This window comes from uncultured Thiodictyon sp., assembly GCF_903946935.1.
Classification (GTDB): Bacteria; Pseudomonadota; Gammaproteobacteria; order Chromatiales; family Chromatiaceae; genus Thiodictyon.
On sequence record NZ_CAJAXH010000083.1, the window covers coordinates 19493 to 34823 of the forward strand.

At 67.2% G+C, this 15331-nt stretch carries 13 protein-coding genes; all 13 read right to left on the reverse strand.

Annotation, left to right across the window (positions count from 1 at the left end):
• Positions 1 to 108: 108 nt before the first annotated feature.
• Entirely contained in the window at positions 109 to 1278 is a 1170-nt protein-coding gene (gene ftsZ / locus QZX93_RS07370) for a cell division protein FtsZ (RefSeq protein ID WP_295385252.1), read from the reverse strand.
• A 157-nt stretch (positions 1279 to 1435) separates the two neighbouring features.
• Positions 1436 to 2671 carry a cell division protein FtsA gene (ftsA, locus tag QZX93_RS07375; protein ID WP_295385254.1) on the reverse strand — a complete coding sequence of 412 codons (1236 nt, stop codon included), beginning with the start codon at positions 2669 to 2671 and terminating at the stop codon, positions 1436 to 1438.
• A 46-nt stretch (positions 2672 to 2717) separates the two neighbouring features.
• The gene (locus QZX93_RS07380) at positions 2718 to 3794 is read right to left on the reverse strand and encodes a cell division protein FtsQ/DivIB (protein WP_295385256.1); all 1077 of its coding nucleotides are present in this window, start codon (positions 3792 to 3794) and stop codon (positions 2718 to 2720) included.
• On the reverse strand, positions 3787 to 4725 hold the full coding sequence (locus tag QZX93_RS07385) for a D-alanine--D-alanine ligase (RefSeq protein ID WP_295385259.1): 939 nt from the start codon (positions 4723 to 4725) through the stop codon (positions 3787 to 3789). The genes QZX93_RS07380 and QZX93_RS07385 overlap by 8 nt, the downstream gene beginning before the upstream one ends.
• A 102-nt stretch (positions 4726 to 4827) precedes the next feature.
• Positions 4828 to 6258: a UDP-N-acetylmuramate--L-alanine ligase gene (murC, locus tag QZX93_RS07390; protein ID WP_295385261.1), complete on the reverse strand. Its 1431-nt coding sequence runs from the start codon at positions 6256 to 6258 to the stop codon at positions 4828 to 4830.
• Entirely contained in the window at positions 6255 to 7334 is a 1080-nt protein-coding gene (gene murG / locus QZX93_RS07395; RefSeq protein WP_295385263.1) for an undecaprenyldiphospho-muramoylpentapeptide beta-N-acetylglucosaminyltransferase, read from the reverse strand. Before murG ends, murC begins: the two co-directional genes overlap by 4 nt.
• The gene (gene ftsW / locus QZX93_RS07400; protein ID WP_295385265.1) at positions 7319 to 8527 is read right to left on the reverse strand and encodes a putative lipid II flippase FtsW; all 1209 of its coding nucleotides are present in this window, start codon (positions 8525 to 8527) and stop codon (positions 7319 to 7321) included. Before ftsW ends, murG begins: the two co-directional genes overlap by 16 nt.
• Entirely contained in the window at positions 8524 to 9876 is a 1353-nt protein-coding gene (gene murD / locus QZX93_RS07405; protein ID WP_295385269.1) for a UDP-N-acetylmuramoyl-L-alanine--D-glutamate ligase, read from the reverse strand. Before murD ends, ftsW begins: the two co-directional genes overlap by 4 nt.
• Positions 9876 to 10958 (reverse strand): phospho-N-acetylmuramoyl-pentapeptide-transferase, encoded by a 1083-nt coding sequence (gene mraY / locus QZX93_RS07410; RefSeq protein WP_295385271.1) that lies wholly within the window; start codon positions 10956 to 10958, stop codon positions 9876 to 9878. Before mraY ends, murD begins: the two co-directional genes overlap by 1 nt.
• 56 nt (positions 10959 to 11014) lie before the next feature.
• Positions 11015 to 12367 (reverse strand): UDP-N-acetylmuramoyl-tripeptide--D-alanyl-D-alanine ligase, encoded by a 1353-nt coding sequence (gene murF / locus QZX93_RS07415; RefSeq protein ID WP_295385328.1) that lies wholly within the window; start codon positions 12365 to 12367, stop codon positions 11015 to 11017.
• Complete coding sequence (locus tag QZX93_RS07420) at positions 12367 to 14118, reverse strand: penicillin-binding protein 2 (RefSeq protein WP_295385274.1); 1752 nt, start codon at positions 14116 to 14118, stop codon at positions 12367 to 12369. The genes murF and QZX93_RS07420 overlap by 1 nt, the downstream gene beginning before the upstream one ends.
• Positions 14105 to 14395: a cell division protein FtsL gene (ftsL, locus tag QZX93_RS07425; protein ID WP_295385276.1), complete on the reverse strand. Its 291-nt coding sequence runs from the start codon at positions 14393 to 14395 to the stop codon at positions 14105 to 14107. The genes QZX93_RS07420 and ftsL overlap by 14 nt, the downstream gene beginning before the upstream one ends.
• Positions 14392 to 15324, reverse strand: coding sequence for a 16S rRNA (cytosine(1402)-N(4))-methyltransferase RsmH (rsmH, locus tag QZX93_RS07430; protein ID WP_295385278.1), 933 nt, complete (start codon positions 15322 to 15324; stop codon positions 14392 to 14394). The genes ftsL and rsmH overlap by 4 nt, the downstream gene beginning before the upstream one ends.
• Positions 15325 to 15331 lie beyond the last annotated feature (7 nt).

Below are 15331 nucleotides of genomic sequence, written 5' to 3' on the forward strand. Positions count from 1 at the left end.
TGCTGGTTCGGATTCTTGGCGAACCGATACCTCCCCACGCGAACCGCGGGGCCGTCCCTGGCCCCACGCATCGGCAAACCTCAATCGCCAATCCTATGAATCGCCTGCTCAATCCGCCTGGCGGCGCAGGAAGGCGGGGATGTCCAAATAGTCCAGATCGTGCTCCACCGCCTCGGCGGTGTTGCCGCCGGCAGTCGCCGCCTTGCGGTAAATCGCCGGGCGCCGCTCGATCTCGCCATAATCGGGACCGGTCTCCTCACCGTCCGCGGCGACCAGGCGCACGTGCGGCGCCTCTTCGCGATTGGGCCGTACCGAAATCCGACGGGCGCCCAGGCCGGTGGCCACGACGGTGACCCGCAACTCGTCCTCCAGTTCTGCATCGATGGCGGTGCCGATCACCATGATCGCGTCATCGTCGGCAAAGTCGCGAACCGTGTTGCCGACCTCGTCGAACTCGCCGATGGTCAGGTTATTGCCCGCCGTGATGTTGACCAGGATACCCTTGGCCCCGGCGAGGTCGATGTCTTCCAACAGGGGACAGCGGATGGCAGCCTCCGCGGCCTCCCGCGCCCGATCCGGGCCGACGGCGGCGCCGGTGCCCATCATGGCGACCCCCATATCCGACATCACGGTCTTCACGTCGGCAAAGTCGACATTGATCAGGCCAGGGCTGGTAATCAATTCGGCGATGCCGCGGGTGGCATTCAACAGGATGTCATTGGCGGATTTGAAGGCCCCGAGCAGGGTCATATCCTTGCCGAGCACCGCCAACAGCTTCTCGTTCGGGATGGTGATCAGCGAATCCACATGCTTGGCCAACTCGGCAATGCCGTCCTCGGCAATGCGCCGCCGCTTACTCCCCTCAAAGGGGAACGGCTTGGTCACCACCGCGACCGTGAGAATCCCCAGCTCCTTGGAGACCTCGGCGACCACCGGGGCGGCACCGGTGCCGGTACCGCCACCCATGCCGACGGTGATGAAGACCATGTCGGCACCGGACAAGGCCTCGGCGATGCGCTCCCGATCCTCCAGCGCCGCCTGCTTGCCCACCGCCGGGTTGGCCCCGGCGCCAAGCCCCTTGGTGATCCCCGAGCCGAGTTGCAAGATGGTCTTCACGCGTGACGCCTTGAGGGCCTGCGCGTCGGTATTGGCACAGATGAAGTCCACCCCCTCAATGGAGGACTCGACCATGTGATTGACCGCGTTGCCGCCCCCACCGCCGACGCCGATTACCTTGATAACGGCGGATTGGTTATGGGTATCCATCATTTCGAACATCGCTCTATCTCCCCAATCTGTTTGTCGCATAAAAACCTGAAACCCCATTCGGCCCCACCCCCGGCAGGACCGCCCCCCCGACTGGCACCGACCGCCACGGCCAGCACCCCGGGGCCGCAGGCCGCGGCCCCAAAAACCTTGAGCAGCTGCGTGCCGCTCAGAAATTGCCCTGGAACCAACTGCGCATCCGCGCCAGCACCCCCTTGACCCCGCCCCCGGCGTTGAGTTCGGGGCGTTTGGCGAAGCGATGTTGGCGGGCATAGATCAAGAGCCCCACGCCGGTGGCGTAGACGGGATTGCGCATCACCTCGGCCATGCCAATCACATACTGCGGCACCCCCAGACGCACCGGCATGTGGAAGACCTCCTCGGCCAGCTCGATCAGGCCCTGCATCTTGGCGCTGCCGCCGGTGAGTACGACGCCGCCAGCGACCACGTCCTCGAAGCCGCTGCGCCGCAATTCGTTGCGCAGCAGGGTGAGCAGCTCCTCGTAGCGCGGCTCCACCACCTCCGCGAGCGTCTGGCGCGACAGGCGCCGCGGCGGGCGGTCGCCGATACTCGGGACCTCAATGGTATCGCCGCCCCCGGCCAGCTGGGTAAGCGCACAGGCGTGCCGGATCTTGATCTGCTCGGCGTGCTGGGTCGGGGTGCGCAGGGCCACCGCGATATCGTTCGTGACCTGATCGCCGGCGATTGGAATCACGGCGGTATGGCGGATTGCCCCGTCGGTAAACACCGCCATGTCCGTGGTACCCCCGCCGATGTCGACCAGGCAGACGCCCAACTCCTTCTCATCCTCGCCCAGTACCGAATAAGCGGCACTGAGCTGCTCCAGCACCAGGTCGTCGACCTCCAGGCCGCAGCGGCGGATGCACTTCAAGATATTCTGGGCCGCGCTGACCGCGCCGGTGACCATGTGGACACGCGCCTCCAGACGCACCCCGCACATGCCGATGGGCTCGCGGATCCCCTCCTGGCCATCGATGATGTATTCCTGGGGCAGGATATGCAGCACCTGCTGATCGGCCGGGATGGCGACGGCGCGGGCGGTGTCGAGCACCCGGTCAACGTCGGCCTGACTGACCTCGTGGTCTTTGATCGGGGTGCTGCCGTTGGAGTTGAGGCTGCGGATGTGACTGCCCGCGATGCCGGCGTGGACCGAGTGGATCTCACACCCAGCCATCAGCTCGGCCTCCTCCACGGCGCGCTGGATGGACAGGACGGTGGATTCGATGTCAACCACCACACCCTTCTTGAGTCCGCGGGAGGGGTGGGTGCCGATACCGATGATCTCGATCTGGTCATCGTCCTTCAGCTCACCCACCAGGCAGGCGATCTTGGAGGTGCCGATGTCCAGGCCCACCAGCAGATTTTTGTCGTTGCGTCGTGCCATTCCGTTTTTCACCGCGTGTGTGTATGTTGACTCGTGCCGTGGTTGCCTAATGGCGTGCCGGGAGCGCCTGGGTCAGTGCGCGGGCCGGCCCTCGCGCGTCGACTGGGGCCCCTGACGGCGGCGGTTTTTGACGGGTCCGCGCCTTGGCCGGGGTGGCGCTCGGGTGCGCCGCAACCCGCGCTTTCGGCGTCGGGGCACTGCCCGGCGTGGTGCGCGGGTGCGCTCGCGTGGCCCGCTGACGTGCCGGAGTGCGCTGGCCTTGGGCCTCGGTCTGAGCCCCGGCCCGCCGCTTCGCGCCCTTTGGCACCGGTCCCTGATGGCGGACCTTGCGGTCCGGGCGCGCCTGGGAGGGAGGCACCGGGTCCGGCTCCGCATTGCCGGCCCATTTGACTGCAAAACCGTTGTTGTAGCGCAGATCCACCACCTTGGCCCGGCCAGCGGCCTCTAATTGAGAGGCCGCGCCGATGAAGCGCGTCAGCCGCCGCTCGATGTCGGCGGTACCGAGCTCCACCCGGGTATTGGAGACCAGGTCCAGGCGCCAGGCGCCGCGGGAGTCGACAGCGAGCGTGTCGATGAGCTGGCCGGCCAACATCAGGGTGTCGCGCCATTTTAGATAGCGCTCGACCAGTTCCCGGGCGCGCGATTCGTCACCGTCGAGCAACGGCAGGCCGGCCGGCACCGGGCCGCTGGGACGAAAGATGACGCCCTCGGCGGTGACCAGTCCGTCGCCCTTCCAGCGTGCCACCGGGCGATGCTCGATGACACGCACCTGGAGCCGATCGGGCCAAACGCGACGAATGCTGGCGCCGCCGACCCACGGCAGCCCCTCGGCGGCCTGCTTCAGATCCCGGAGGTCGGCGGTGAGAAAGCCGCCTTGCAGGCGTTGGATCAGGGTGTCGCGTAACAATTCGGAGGAGTGATGGTGCAACTCGCCCTGAACCTCGATGGTCCGCACCGGCAGGAGCCGCGGTTCCCAATAGCCAAAGGCCCAGACACCCCCGGCCATCGCCAGCAGCAACAGCACCCCGCTCAAGGCGCGCAGGCGGCTACGCCGGGGCAGCGGCGCCGGTGCCGCTGGCGGGGCCGTCTCCAACGGCAGGGCCTGGTGAGTCGGTTCAGCCACGATCGAGGCTCGTCTCCAGGATGCGCAGGACCAGCGTCGGGAAGTCGAGGCCGGCCGCGCGCGCGGCCATGGGCACCAGGCTATGGTCAGTCATGCCGGGGACGGTGTTGATCTCCAGCAAATAGGGCTTTCCAGCGGCGTCGACCATGAAGTCGACCCGACCCCAGCCGCCGGCACCGACGGTGTCGAAGGCCTCCAAGGCCAGTTGGCGAAAACGCTGCTCGTCGCGCTCGGGCAGACCGCAGGGGCAGCGATAGCGTGTACTGTCCGCACGGTATTTGGCGTCGTAGTCATAGAAGGCGTGGGGCGTCTCCAGCCGGATAATGGGCAGCGCCTCACGCCCGAGGATGGCACAGGTGTATTCGGCACCGTCGATCCAGCGCTCAGCGATCACCAGGGGATCATGCACCCGCGCCACTTCCCAGGCGACGGCCAGGGCGGCGGGGTCTTCGACCCGGGCCATGCCGATACTCGACCCCTCGCGGGCGGGCTTGACCATCAGCGGAAAGCCGAGGGCGGCTGCGGCGGCCAGGTCCCCGGAATTGCGCAGCAACACCGAATCGGCCGTGGGCAGACCGGCACCCGCCCAGGCGAGCTTGGTGCGGTATTTGTCCATTCCCAGCGCGGAGCCGAGCACGCCGGAACCGGTGTAGGGCATCGCGATGGTCTCCAGTGCCCCTTGAATGACACCGTCTTCGCCACCGCGGCCATGCAGGATGATGAAGGCGCGGTCGAAACCGCCGGCGCGCAACTGTTCCAACACGGTGATGTCAGGGTCCAGCGGATGGGCGTCGACGCCACGCTCGCGCAGGCCGGCCAGGACCGCGTTGCCGCTGGTGAGCGAGATCTCGCGTTCCGCGGCCTGCCCGCCGAGCAGGACGGCGACTTTACCGAAGCGGTCGAGATAATCTTGATTGCTGAGTGATGACATTTTTCACTAATAATTGATTTTGGAGTTCCGATTGACGATCGATCACCATCAGCCTTCAATCTTCATGCAGGTGCCGACACCGCTCGCCGCGTCGATCGGACATCACAGGCTCGCTCCGGTCAGCACGGCGGGTAGGCGCGCGGCCAGTGTACCGATGTCGCCGGCGCCCATCAGCAGCATCAGGTCGCCATCCTCCAGCAGGTTGGGGAGGAGCTCGGGGACGGCGTTGGGGTCTTGGGCGAACACCGGGTCGACGATACCGCGGGCGCGGATGGCACGGCTCAAGGAGCGACCGTCGGCGCCGACGATCGGTGCCTCGCCGGCGGGATAGACGTCACACAGGACCAGCAGGTCAACGGTGGAAAGGACCTGGACGAAGTCCTCGAACTGCTCCTGGGTACGGGTGTAGCGGTGCGGCTGGAAGACCAGCACGAGTCGGCGGCCAGGCCAACCGTCGCGGGCGGCGGCAAGGGTGGCCGCCAGTTCGCGGGGGTGGTGCCCATAGTCGTCGACGAGGGTCAGCCGACGGCCGGCCTGGTCGGTCAAGTCGGTGACGACAAAGCGGCGGCCGACCCCCTGAAAACCGGCCAGGGCGCGGCGGATGGCGTCTTCGTCGACCCCCAGTTCCAGGGCCACGGCAATCGCCGCCAATGCGTTGAGCACGTTGTGGCGTCCGGGCAGATTCAGTTCGAGGGCCAAGGGGGCCCGCAGGTCCTTGCTATGGACGTCGAAATACATGCGCAGGCCATCCTGGCGGACATTGTCGGCGCGTACATCGGCCTGCGCGCACATACCATAGGTACGCACCGGACGCGGCACCAGGGGCTCCAGGGCACGCACCTCGGGATCGTCGATACACAGGACCGCCAGGCCGTAGAACGGCAGGTGATGCAGGAACTCCATGAAGGTGTTGCGCAGGCGGTCGAAGTCGTTGCCGTAGGTCTGCATGTGGTCGGCATCGATGTTGGTCACGATCGACACCATGGGCTGGAGATAGAGGAAGGAGGCGTCGCTCTCGTCGGCCTCCGCCACCAGGTATTTGGAGGTGCCCAGCTTGGCATTGGCACCGGCACTGTTGAGCAGCCCGCCGATGACGAAGGTGGGATCGAGGCCGCCCTCGGCCAAGACGCTCGCCACCAGGCTGGTGGTGGTGGTCTTGCCGTGGGTACCGGCAACGGCCACACCGTAATAAAAGCGCATCAGCTCGGCGAGCATCTCGGCGCGGCGCACGATCGGGATGCGCCGCGCCCGGGCCTCGGCGATCTCCGGGTTGGACTCATCGATGGCGGTGGAGACCACCACCGCATCGGCGTCCGTCACCTGGGCGGCGTGGTGACCGATGTAGACCTGGACACCCAGGTCACGCAGGCGCCGGGTGGTCGCGCTCTCGCGCCGATCGGAGCCGGCCACCTCGTAGCCCAGGTTGGCCATGAGTTCGGCGATGCCGCTCATACCGGCGCCACCGACACCGATGAAGTGCAGGCGCCGGACTCGGCCCATGTTGGCGGCGGTGTGGCTCAAATGGGGATTCATCGGCGGGCGAGCTCCAAGCAGGCGGCGGTGATACGGGTGACGGCGTCGGGGGTGGCGCGGGCGCGGGCGGCCTCGGCCATCGCCAGGAGTCGGGCGCGGTCGGGGAGCAGTTGCGCCAGCAGCGCCGCGAGACCGGCGGGGTTGAGGTCCGGTTGCAGGATCAGGCGCGCCGCCCCGCAGTCGACCAGGAAGCGGGCGTTACCGACCTGATGGTCGTCAACCGCGTGTGGATAAGGCACCAGCACCGCACCCAGGCCGGCGGCGGCCAGCTCGGAGACGGTCAGCGCCCCGGCACGGCAGACGACCAAATCGGCCCAGGCATAGGCCTGCGCCATGTCGTCGATGAACGCCGTGACCGCGGCCTGGACGCCGGCTTGTGCATAGGCCGCGCGCGCCAGTTCCAGCGTCTGCGCTCCGGCCTGGTGGCGGACCTGCGGACGCTGCTCCACCGGGAGCCGGGCCAGGGCCGCGGGGAGGACCTCGTTGAGCGCCTTGGCGCCGAGCGAGCCGCCGACGACCAACAGCCGCGCCGGCCCCGTGCGGGCGGCAAAGCGCACCGCGGGCGGCGGCAGTTCAGTGATGAGACGCCGCACCGGGTTACCAGTCACGATGGCCTGCCTGGCCCTGGGAAAGCTGCCCGGGAAGGCCTCGAAGACCCGGGTCGCCACCCGGGCGAGCCACTGATTGGTCATCCCCGGGACCGAATTTTGTTCGTGGATCACCAGGGGTATCCGCAGGACGCGGGCGGCCAGGCCGCCCGGGCCGGAGACGAACCCGCCCATTCCCAGCACCAACGCGGGGCGGCGACGGCGCAGGATGGCCCCCGCCTGCCAGAGGGCGCCGAGCAGGCGCACGGGGCCGATCAGTGTTTGAACGAGCCCCTTACCGCGCAGGCCCGCGACACTTAACCACTCAAGCTCGAAGCCATACTCAGGGACCAGGCGCGACTCCATGCCACGCTGCGTGCCGATCCAGAAGACCTGTACGCCCTGTTCACGCAGGGCCGCAGCCACCGCCAGCGCGGGGAAGACATGCCCACCGGTACCCCCGGCCATGACGCCTATGCACGCAGCCATGGGACCCCCCGCGGATTCCTGGATTCGGCCTCGCTTTGGCGCGTGGTGGCGTCGATACGCAGCAGGATGGCGATGGCCATGCAGCCGACGATCAGGCTGTTGCTGCCGTAGCTCAGGAAGGGCAAGGTCAACCCCTTGGTGGGGAGCATCCCCGCGTTGACGCCAATGTTCACGAAGGCCTGCAGGCCCAGCCACAGACCGATCCCCTGGGCGGTATAGGCGGCGAAGCGACTCCCCGCCGCCTCCGCCCTGGCACCGATGCGAAAGGCGCGCCAGGCGATGAAGGCGAAGGTGGCGATGATCGCCAGCATCCCGACCAGCCCCAATTCCTCGGCGATGACCGTAGCGATGAAGTCGGTGTGCGCCTCGGGGAGGAAATATTGCTTCTGGATGCCGTTGCCGAGCCCCACCCCCAGCCACTCGCCCCGCCCGAAGCCGATCAGGGCCTGGCTCAACTGGTAGCCGGAGTTGAAGGGGTCCTCGAATGGATTGAGGAAAGAGAGTATGCGCCGCATCCGATATTCGGAGGTCATGACCAGGACGGTGAGCCCGACCAGCACGGTGCCGAACAGGACCGCAAAGGGCATGACGCTGACGCCACCCAGGAATAAGAGCCCCATGACGGTCGCCAGCATTACCGTGGTGGTGCCGAAATCCGGTTGCTTGAGGATCACCGCGGCGGTGAACCCGATCAGGATCATGGGGCGGATGAAGCCGGACAGCTTGTTGGCAACGTCATCGGCGTGACGCACCAGATAGCCGGAGATATAGAGCACCGCGAACAGCTTGATGAATTCCGAGGGCTGGAGATTCAGCGGCCCCAGCGCGATCCAGCGCGTGGCACCGTTGACATTGCGGCCGATGCCCGGGACTAGGACCAACAACAGCACCCCAACCCCACCCAGGAACAACCAGACCCCCATGCGCTCCCACCAGCTGACCGGAACGGTGAAGGCCAGCAACCCGGCCACCACTGCCATGGTGAGCGCAATCGCCTGGCGGGTAATGAAAAAGAAGGGGTCTTTGCAGCAGGTATCGCCGATGGTCATGGAGGCGGAGGCGACCATCACGAAGCCAAAGGACAGGAGGCCCAGAGTGACCATCAGCAGCGGCACATCCAAGGCCGGCCGGCGCTCGTTGCGGCGCCGTACCCAGGTCTCGGAACGCTTGTTTCGACGGGTGGCCGCGCTCATACCGCCACCCTGCGCACCGCGTCGGCAAAGACCCGACCACGGTGTTCGTAGTTGTCGAACATATCAAAGCTGGCGCAGGCCGGGGAGAGCAGCACCGCATCCCCAGGGCGGGTAAGCGCAGCGGCCTTGCCGACTGCATCGGCCATGTCGCCCGCCGGGATCAAAGGGACTAGGCCGCTTAAGACTTGTTCGATCAGGGGGGCGTCGCGCCCGATCAGGACCACCGCCCGGGCCGCCCGCGCAACCGCCGCGGCGAGCGGCGTAAAATCCGCGCCCTTGCCGTCACCGCCAGCGATCAAGACCACCCGGCCCGCGGACCCCGGGGAGACCAGGCCATCCAAGGCGGCGACCGTGGCCCCCGGGTTGGTGCCCTTGGAGTCGTCGTACCAGCGCACCCCGCCATGATCGGCCACCAGTTGGCAGCGGTGCTCCAGACCGGGAAAGGTCCGCAGCGCCGCCAACGCGGGGGCGAGCGGCAGGTCACAGGCATCCGCCAAGGCCAAGGCGGCCAAGGCGTTGGCCAGATTGTGCCGACCAGGGATCAGGACCTCGGCCGCCGGGATCAGTCGCTCCTCGCCCCGGCACAGCCAGTGACCCGTGGCGGACTCGACCAAACCGTAATCGCCCGCCGCCGGCACCCCGAGGGTAAAGCCAATCTCGCGGTCCGGGCGGCGCGTCATGGCCATGACCCGCGGGTCATCGCGATTGACCACGGCCACCTCGGCCCGGTCATAGATGCGCGCCTTCGCCTGCCGATAGGCGGCCAGGTCCGCGTAGCGGTCCAGGTGATCGGCACAAATGTTGAGCACGACCGCCGCCCGGGCGCAGAGCCCCGGCGTGGTCTCCAGTTGAAAGCTGGAGAGCTCCAGCACATAGAGTTGTGCCTGAGCGTCCAACAGGTCCAGCACCGGCTCACCCAGATTGCCGCCGACCCGCACCACGCGCCCGGCGCGCCGTGCCATCAGACCCAGGAGGGTGGTCACGGTACTCTTGCCGTTGGAGCCGGTGATGGCACAGATCGGCGCCCGGGCGGCCTGGGCAAACAGCTCCACATCGCCGATCACCGCCACCCCGCGGGCGCGGGCCTGCTCAATCAGAGGCGTGGCCACCGGCACCCCGGGGCTCACCACCAGTCGCTCGGCGGCGGCGAAGGCCGTGGGATCGAAGCCCCCGACGAACAGGGCCACCTCCGGCAGGTCGCGACGCATCTGCTCCAGCCCGGGCGGATTGGCGCGGGTGTCGGTCACGGCCACCCACACGCCCTGCGCGCGCAGATAACGGGCACAGGAGACACCGGTCTTGCCCAGACCGACCACCAGAGTCTTCAAGTCGGTGCGCTGCTCGCTCATCAGCGGATCTTCAGGCTCGCCAGCCCGATTAAGACCAGCACCACGGTGACGATCCAGAAACGGACGATCACCCGCGGCTCCGGCCAGCCCTTGAGCTCGAAGTGATGGTGCAGCGGGGCCATGCGGAAGATGCGTTTGCCGGTGAGCTTGAAGGACATCACCTGCAACATCACCGAGACGGTCTCCATCACAAAGACCCCGCCCATGATGAACAGCACCAACTCCTGACGCACGGCCACCGCAACCACGCCCAAGGCCGCGCCCAGGGCCAAGGCACCGACGTCGCCCATGAACACCTGGGCCGGATAGGCGTTAAACCACAGAAAACCCAGCCCCGCCCCAACCAAGGCGCCGCAGAAGATGAACAATTCGCCGACCTCCTTGACATGCGGGATGCGCAGATAGGCGGCGATCTCGAAATGACCGGCGGCATAAACGAAGATGGCCAGTGCCCCGGACACCAGCACGGTGGGCAGGACGGCCAGCCCGTCCAGCCCGTCGGTCAGATTCACGGCGTTACTGGAACCCACAATGACGAAATAGGCCAGCAGGATGAACCAGGGACCGAGCTGGAACGAGACATCCTTCAGATAAGGGACCAGTAGAGCGGTCTCCGCCGGCGTCTGGGCGGTGAAATAGAGGGCCAGCGCCGCGGCCAGGCCGAAGAGCGTCTGCCACAGGTATTTCCAGCGGGCGGCCAGACCGCGCGGGTTCTTGAGGACCAGCTTCTTGTAATCGTCCACCAGCCCCACCGCGCCGAAGGCGAGCGTCGTCAGCAAGACGATCCAGACATAGCGGTTGTTCAGATCCGCCCACAGCAGGGTGCTGATACCGACCGCCACCAGGATCAGTGCCCCGCCCATGGTCGGCGTACCGGACTTGATCAGGTGGGTCTGCGGGCCGTCGTCGCGCACCATCTGGCCGATCTTGAAGGCGCGCAGCCGACGGATCATCGGCCGGCCGACCAAGAGCGAGATGGCAAGCGCGGTCAAGGTCCCCAATATCCCGCGCAGCGTGAGATAGCGGAACACACCGAAACCGGTCTCGAAGCGCATCAGCCATTCGGTGAGATAAAGCAACATTTTATTTGGAATCTGGGATTTAATATTTAAGAAAATTGAAGATCATCAATCATCAACTAGAAATGATTACACAGGCCATCAACCACCCTATCCATCCGCGCCGAACGCGAGCCCTTGACCAGGATCAGCGCGTCGGCAGTGAGGGACTCGCGTAGCTGTGCGATGAGTGCCGCTTGATCGGCGAAGTGCTGCGCCCCGCTGCCGAAGGCGTCCGCCGCAGCGGCACTGCTGGCACCGACCGTGAACAGCCGCTCCACGCCCGCGGCGCGGGCGTGGATACCCGCCTCACGGTGCAACGCCAAGGACTGCGGACCCAACTCGCCCAAGTCCCCCAACACCAGCCAAGGGCGCCCCGGCAGCCCGGTCAAGACCGCCACGGCGGCGGCCAGTGAGTCGGGGTTCGCATTATAGGTGTCGTCGATAACGCGCACCGCGCCGCCGGTACGCGGGCACAGGCGCCCGGGAACCGGCGCCAGGGCCAGCAGGCCAGCGTACACCGCATCGAACCCAACCCCACAGGCGCGGGCAGCCGCGGCGGCGGCCAGGGCATTGGTCACGTTGTGCATGCCCGCGAGGCGCAGTTCCATGGGATAGTCGGTGCCGCCCGCGTGGGCGACAAAGGTGGTACGGAACCCGTCCGCATCCCAGCGCACCGCAATCGACCGACGTGCCGCCCACAGGTCCGCCGGCTGGTCGAGGGCGAAGGTCTGCACCGTGCGGCCGGCTGCCAGCTCCCGCCACAACGCCGTGTAGGGCGAGTCGCCGGGGACCACAAAGACCCCGTCCGCCGGCAGCCCTTGGGCGATCTCGCCCTTGGCGCGGGCCACCCCGGCCAGACTACCGAAACCCTCCAGATGCGCCCGCCCGGCATTGGTGATCAGCGCCACCGTCGGCCGGCCAATGGTGGTCAGATAGGCGATCTCACCCGGATGATTGGCCCCCATCTCCAGCACCAGAAAGGACTCGTCCCGGGCACGCAGCAGCGTCAAGGGCATCCCGATGTCGTTATTCAGATTGCCTGCGGTCGCGCGGGTCGGCCCCACCTGGGACAGGATCGCGGCCAGCATCTCCTTGACCGTGGTCTTGCCGTTGCTGCCGGTGATCGCCGCCACCCGGCAGGGGATGCGATCACGCCAGGCGGCGGCCAGCCGCCCTAAGGCCAGCCGGGTATCCTCCACCACCCATTGGGGTAAATCGAGCGGGAGTTCGCGGTCCACCAAGGCGGCGGCGGCGCCCCGCTCGCGGGCAGCGGCCACATAGTCGTGGCCGTCAAAGCGCTCACCGCGCAGCGCGACGAAGAGTACACCGGTGCAATCCCCGCGACTGTCGGTAGCGACCGAAGAAAAAGGCGCATCCGCGCCGGGGAGATACCCGCCGACCCGCTCGGCGGCAGACGTGAGGGTCCACATCATGGGGCCGCCCGCCCGCTGGCCAGCAGCATGGAGGGCGCGGGCTCATCCGGGGGCACATTGAAGAGCCGCAGCGCCCCCTCCATCACCTTCGCAAAGACCGGGGCGGCGACCAAACCGCCGTAATAGGCACCCCCGCGGGGCTCATCGATCATGACCACCATCACCAGCCGGGGATTGCCGGCTGGGGCCATCCCGGCAAACAGGGCCTGATAGCGACCGGCCGAGTAGCCGTGGCGCCCGTTCGCCTTCCTGGCAGTACCGGTCTTGCCGCCGACCCGATAGCCCGGGATGGCCGCGCGCTTGGCGGTCCCCTTGTCGGAGACCACGGTCTCCATCATCGCGCGCACGGCGCGGGCGGTCTTCACACTCATGATGCGCGTCCCCGCCGGGACCTGATCGCGCTTGCGCAGGGTCATCGGGCGCTTGACCCCGTCCGCCGCCACCACCGCATAGGCCTGGGCCAATTGGAGCGCAGTCACCGAGAAACCGTAGCCAAAGGCCATGGTGGCATGATCGAAGGGCCGCCAACGTTTGAAGTAGCGCAAGACGCCGTTGGACTCGGCCGGGAATTCCACCCCGGTCGGCTTGCCGAAGCCAAGCGCCTGGTACTGCTTCCACAGGTCCTCATAGCTCATCATCTGGGCGAGCTTGACCACGCCCACGTTGCTGGACTTGGTGATGATACCGGTCACGTCCAGATTGCCGTAATTATGCACGTCCTGCACGGTATTGCTGCCCACCCGCAGGGGCCCAGCCGCGTTGACGCGCGTGGTCGGGGTCACCAGACCACGCTCAAGTACCGCGGCCACCACCAGCGGCTTGACCGTGGAACCCGGCTCCATAACATCGGTAATCGCGCGGTTACGCCGCCGGTCGGCGTCGCGTCCGCTCAGGTCGTTCGGGTTATAGCCGGGCTGATTGACCATGGCCAGCACCTCACCGGTCGCCACATCCAGCACCACCGCGGTCCCACCCACCGCCTTGTTCTCCGCCACCGCCGCCTTCAACTCGCGGTAGGCGAGGAACTGCAACCGCCGGTCCAGGCTCAATGTCAGGTCCTTGCCCGGCCGCGGCGGGCGCACCTGTTCGACCTCTTGGACGATCCGCCGCCGCCCGTCCTGAAGCACTCGGCGCAGGCCGGGCTCGGCGCGCAGCAGCTTGTCGTAGGCCGCCTCCATACCCTCCTGACCATGGTCTTCGATGTCCGTGAAGCCCAGCACATGGCCGAACACCTCAACCCCGGGATAGAAGCGCCGGTACTCGGTCTCGAACTCCAGCCCCTCCAGCGCGCGGCTCGCGATCAGCGCACGCACGGCGTTGGCCTCATCGATACTGACCCGCCGTTTGAGATACATAAAGCCCCGCTCGGCATTGGCCTGTACGCGCTCGCGCAGCTCCGCGGGCTTCTGCCCGAGGCAGCGGGCCAACTCAGGCATGACCTCGAGGCGGGGCACCAGCTTGCGCGGATCGGCCCAAATGGTCTCGACCGGGGTACTGACCGCCAAGGACTCGCCGTTGCGATCCAGGATCATGCCGCGGCGGGCCGCGATCTCACCGAGCCGCAGATAGCGACGCTCACCTTCCCCGCGCAAGAACTCGGTCTCGATGACCTGACGGTAGAACACGGCGCAGGCGACCATCAACAGGGCGGCCGACAGGCCCCACATCAGCACCCGCCGACGCACTCGCGGGTTGGGTACACCGCGACGCCGCTCGCTGGGTCTCACCCGGCGCCTAGGGGAAAGCATGGTCCGCCTCCTCAATCAACATCACGTCACCGACCCGGGGGAGATACATCCCCAATTCGTCGCGCGCCTTGCGCTCCACCCGCACATCGGTCGACAGCGCAGCCTCTTCCAGGCGCAGTCGATTCCACTGCAAGTCTAATGCATCACGCTGGGCACGAAGGTCCTGAAGCTGAGAAAAATTAAGTCGAGTCAGGTACTTGGTATGCACGACCCAAACCCCGGAGGCGGTGATCGCGACCAGCAGCAAGAGCACCGTCGCCAGGTGCGCCCGGTTCATGGCAGGCGCTCCGCCACCCGCAGGATGGCGCTACGCGAGCGCGGATTGGCCGCCACCTCAGCGGCATTCGGACGGGTCGGCTTACCCACCAGACGCAGGCGCCCGCAGGACTGTGCCGCCGTGACCGGGAGGCCCTTCGGCAGCCGGGGCCCCTGGGCCTCGTCGCGCATAAAGCGCTTGACGATCCGATCCTCCAATGAATGGAAGCTGATCGCCACCAGGCGCCCGGCCGCGGCCAGTAGGTCGCAGCCCTGGGCCAGCGCCCGGGTGAGTTCGCCCAGTTCGTCGTTGACCTGGATGCGCAGGGCCTGAAAGGTACGGGTGGCGGGGTGCTTGCCGGGCTCCCGGGTAGGTACCACGCGCGCCACCAGGTCAGCGAGCGCGCGGGTCGTGAGCACGGGCGAGGCCACGCGGGCGGCCACGATGGCGCGGGCAATACGAGCGCCGAAGCGCTCCTCGCCGAACTCATAGAGCACCGCCGCAATCTGCTCGGCATCGGCGCGCGCCAACCAGGCGGCGGCTGACTCCCCATGCGCGGGGTCCATCCGCATGTCCAGCGGTCCCTCGGCGTTGAAGCTGAAGCCGCGCGCCGGGGTGTCGAGTTGGGGCGAAGAGACCCCCAGGTCCAGCAAGATACCCGCAACGCCGCCCTTGACACCGGCCCCCCGCACCGCGCCCGTCAGGTCGCCGAAGCGCGACTGCATGACCGTCAGGCGGGGATCGGCAGCCGCCAGGGAGCGGGCCGCGGCGATGGCCTCCGGGTCGCGATCGATGGCGACCAGACGACCGGCAGTCCCCAGGCGCGCCAGGATCGCGCGCGCATGACCGCCACGCCCGAAGGTGCCGTCGACATAGATGCCGTTGGGGTCTATCGCCAGGGCCTGCACGCTTTCCTCCAAAAGGACCGATCGATGGGGTGCATCGCTCACGACGCGC

Coding starts and splice junctions, on each gene's coding strand:
- QZX93_RS07385 (WP_295385259.1), bottom strand. CDS start 4,725: ATGTCATCACTCAGCAATCAAGATTATCTCGACCGCTTCGGTAAAGTC.
- ftsL (WP_295385276.1), bottom strand. CDS start 14,395: ATGAACCGGGCGCACCTGGCGACGGTGCTCTTGCTGCTGGTCGCGATC.
- ftsZ (WP_295385252.1), bottom strand. CDS start 1,278: ATGTTCGAAATGATGGATACCCATAACCAATCCGCCGTTATCAAGGTA.
- murC (WP_295385261.1), bottom strand. CDS start 6,258: ATGAATCCCCATTTGAGCCACACCGCCGCCAACATGGGCCGAGTCCGG.
- mraY (WP_295385271.1), bottom strand. CDS start 10,958: ATGTTGCTTTATCTCACCGAATGGCTGATGCGCTTCGAGACCGGTTTC.
- murF (WP_295385328.1), bottom strand. CDS start 12,367: ATGTGGACCCTCACGTCTGCCGCCGAGCGGGTCGGCGGGTATCTCCCC.
- ftsW (WP_295385265.1), bottom strand. CDS start 8,527: ATGAGCGCGGCCACCCGTCGAAACAAGCGTTCCGAGACCTGGGTACGG.
- ftsA (WP_295385254.1), bottom strand. CDS start 2,671: ATGGCACGACGCAACGACAAAAATCTGCTGGTGGGCCTGGACATCGGC.
- murG (WP_295385263.1), bottom strand. CDS start 7,334: ATGGCTGCGTGCATAGGCGTCATGGCCGGGGGTACCGGTGGGCATGTC.
- murD (WP_295385269.1), bottom strand. CDS start 9,876: ATGAGCGAGCAGCGCACCGACTTGAAGACTCTGGTGGTCGGTCTGGGC.
- QZX93_RS07420 (WP_295385274.1), bottom strand. CDS start 14,118: ATGCTTTCCCCTAGGCGCCGGGTGAGACCCAGCGAGCGGCGTCGCGGT.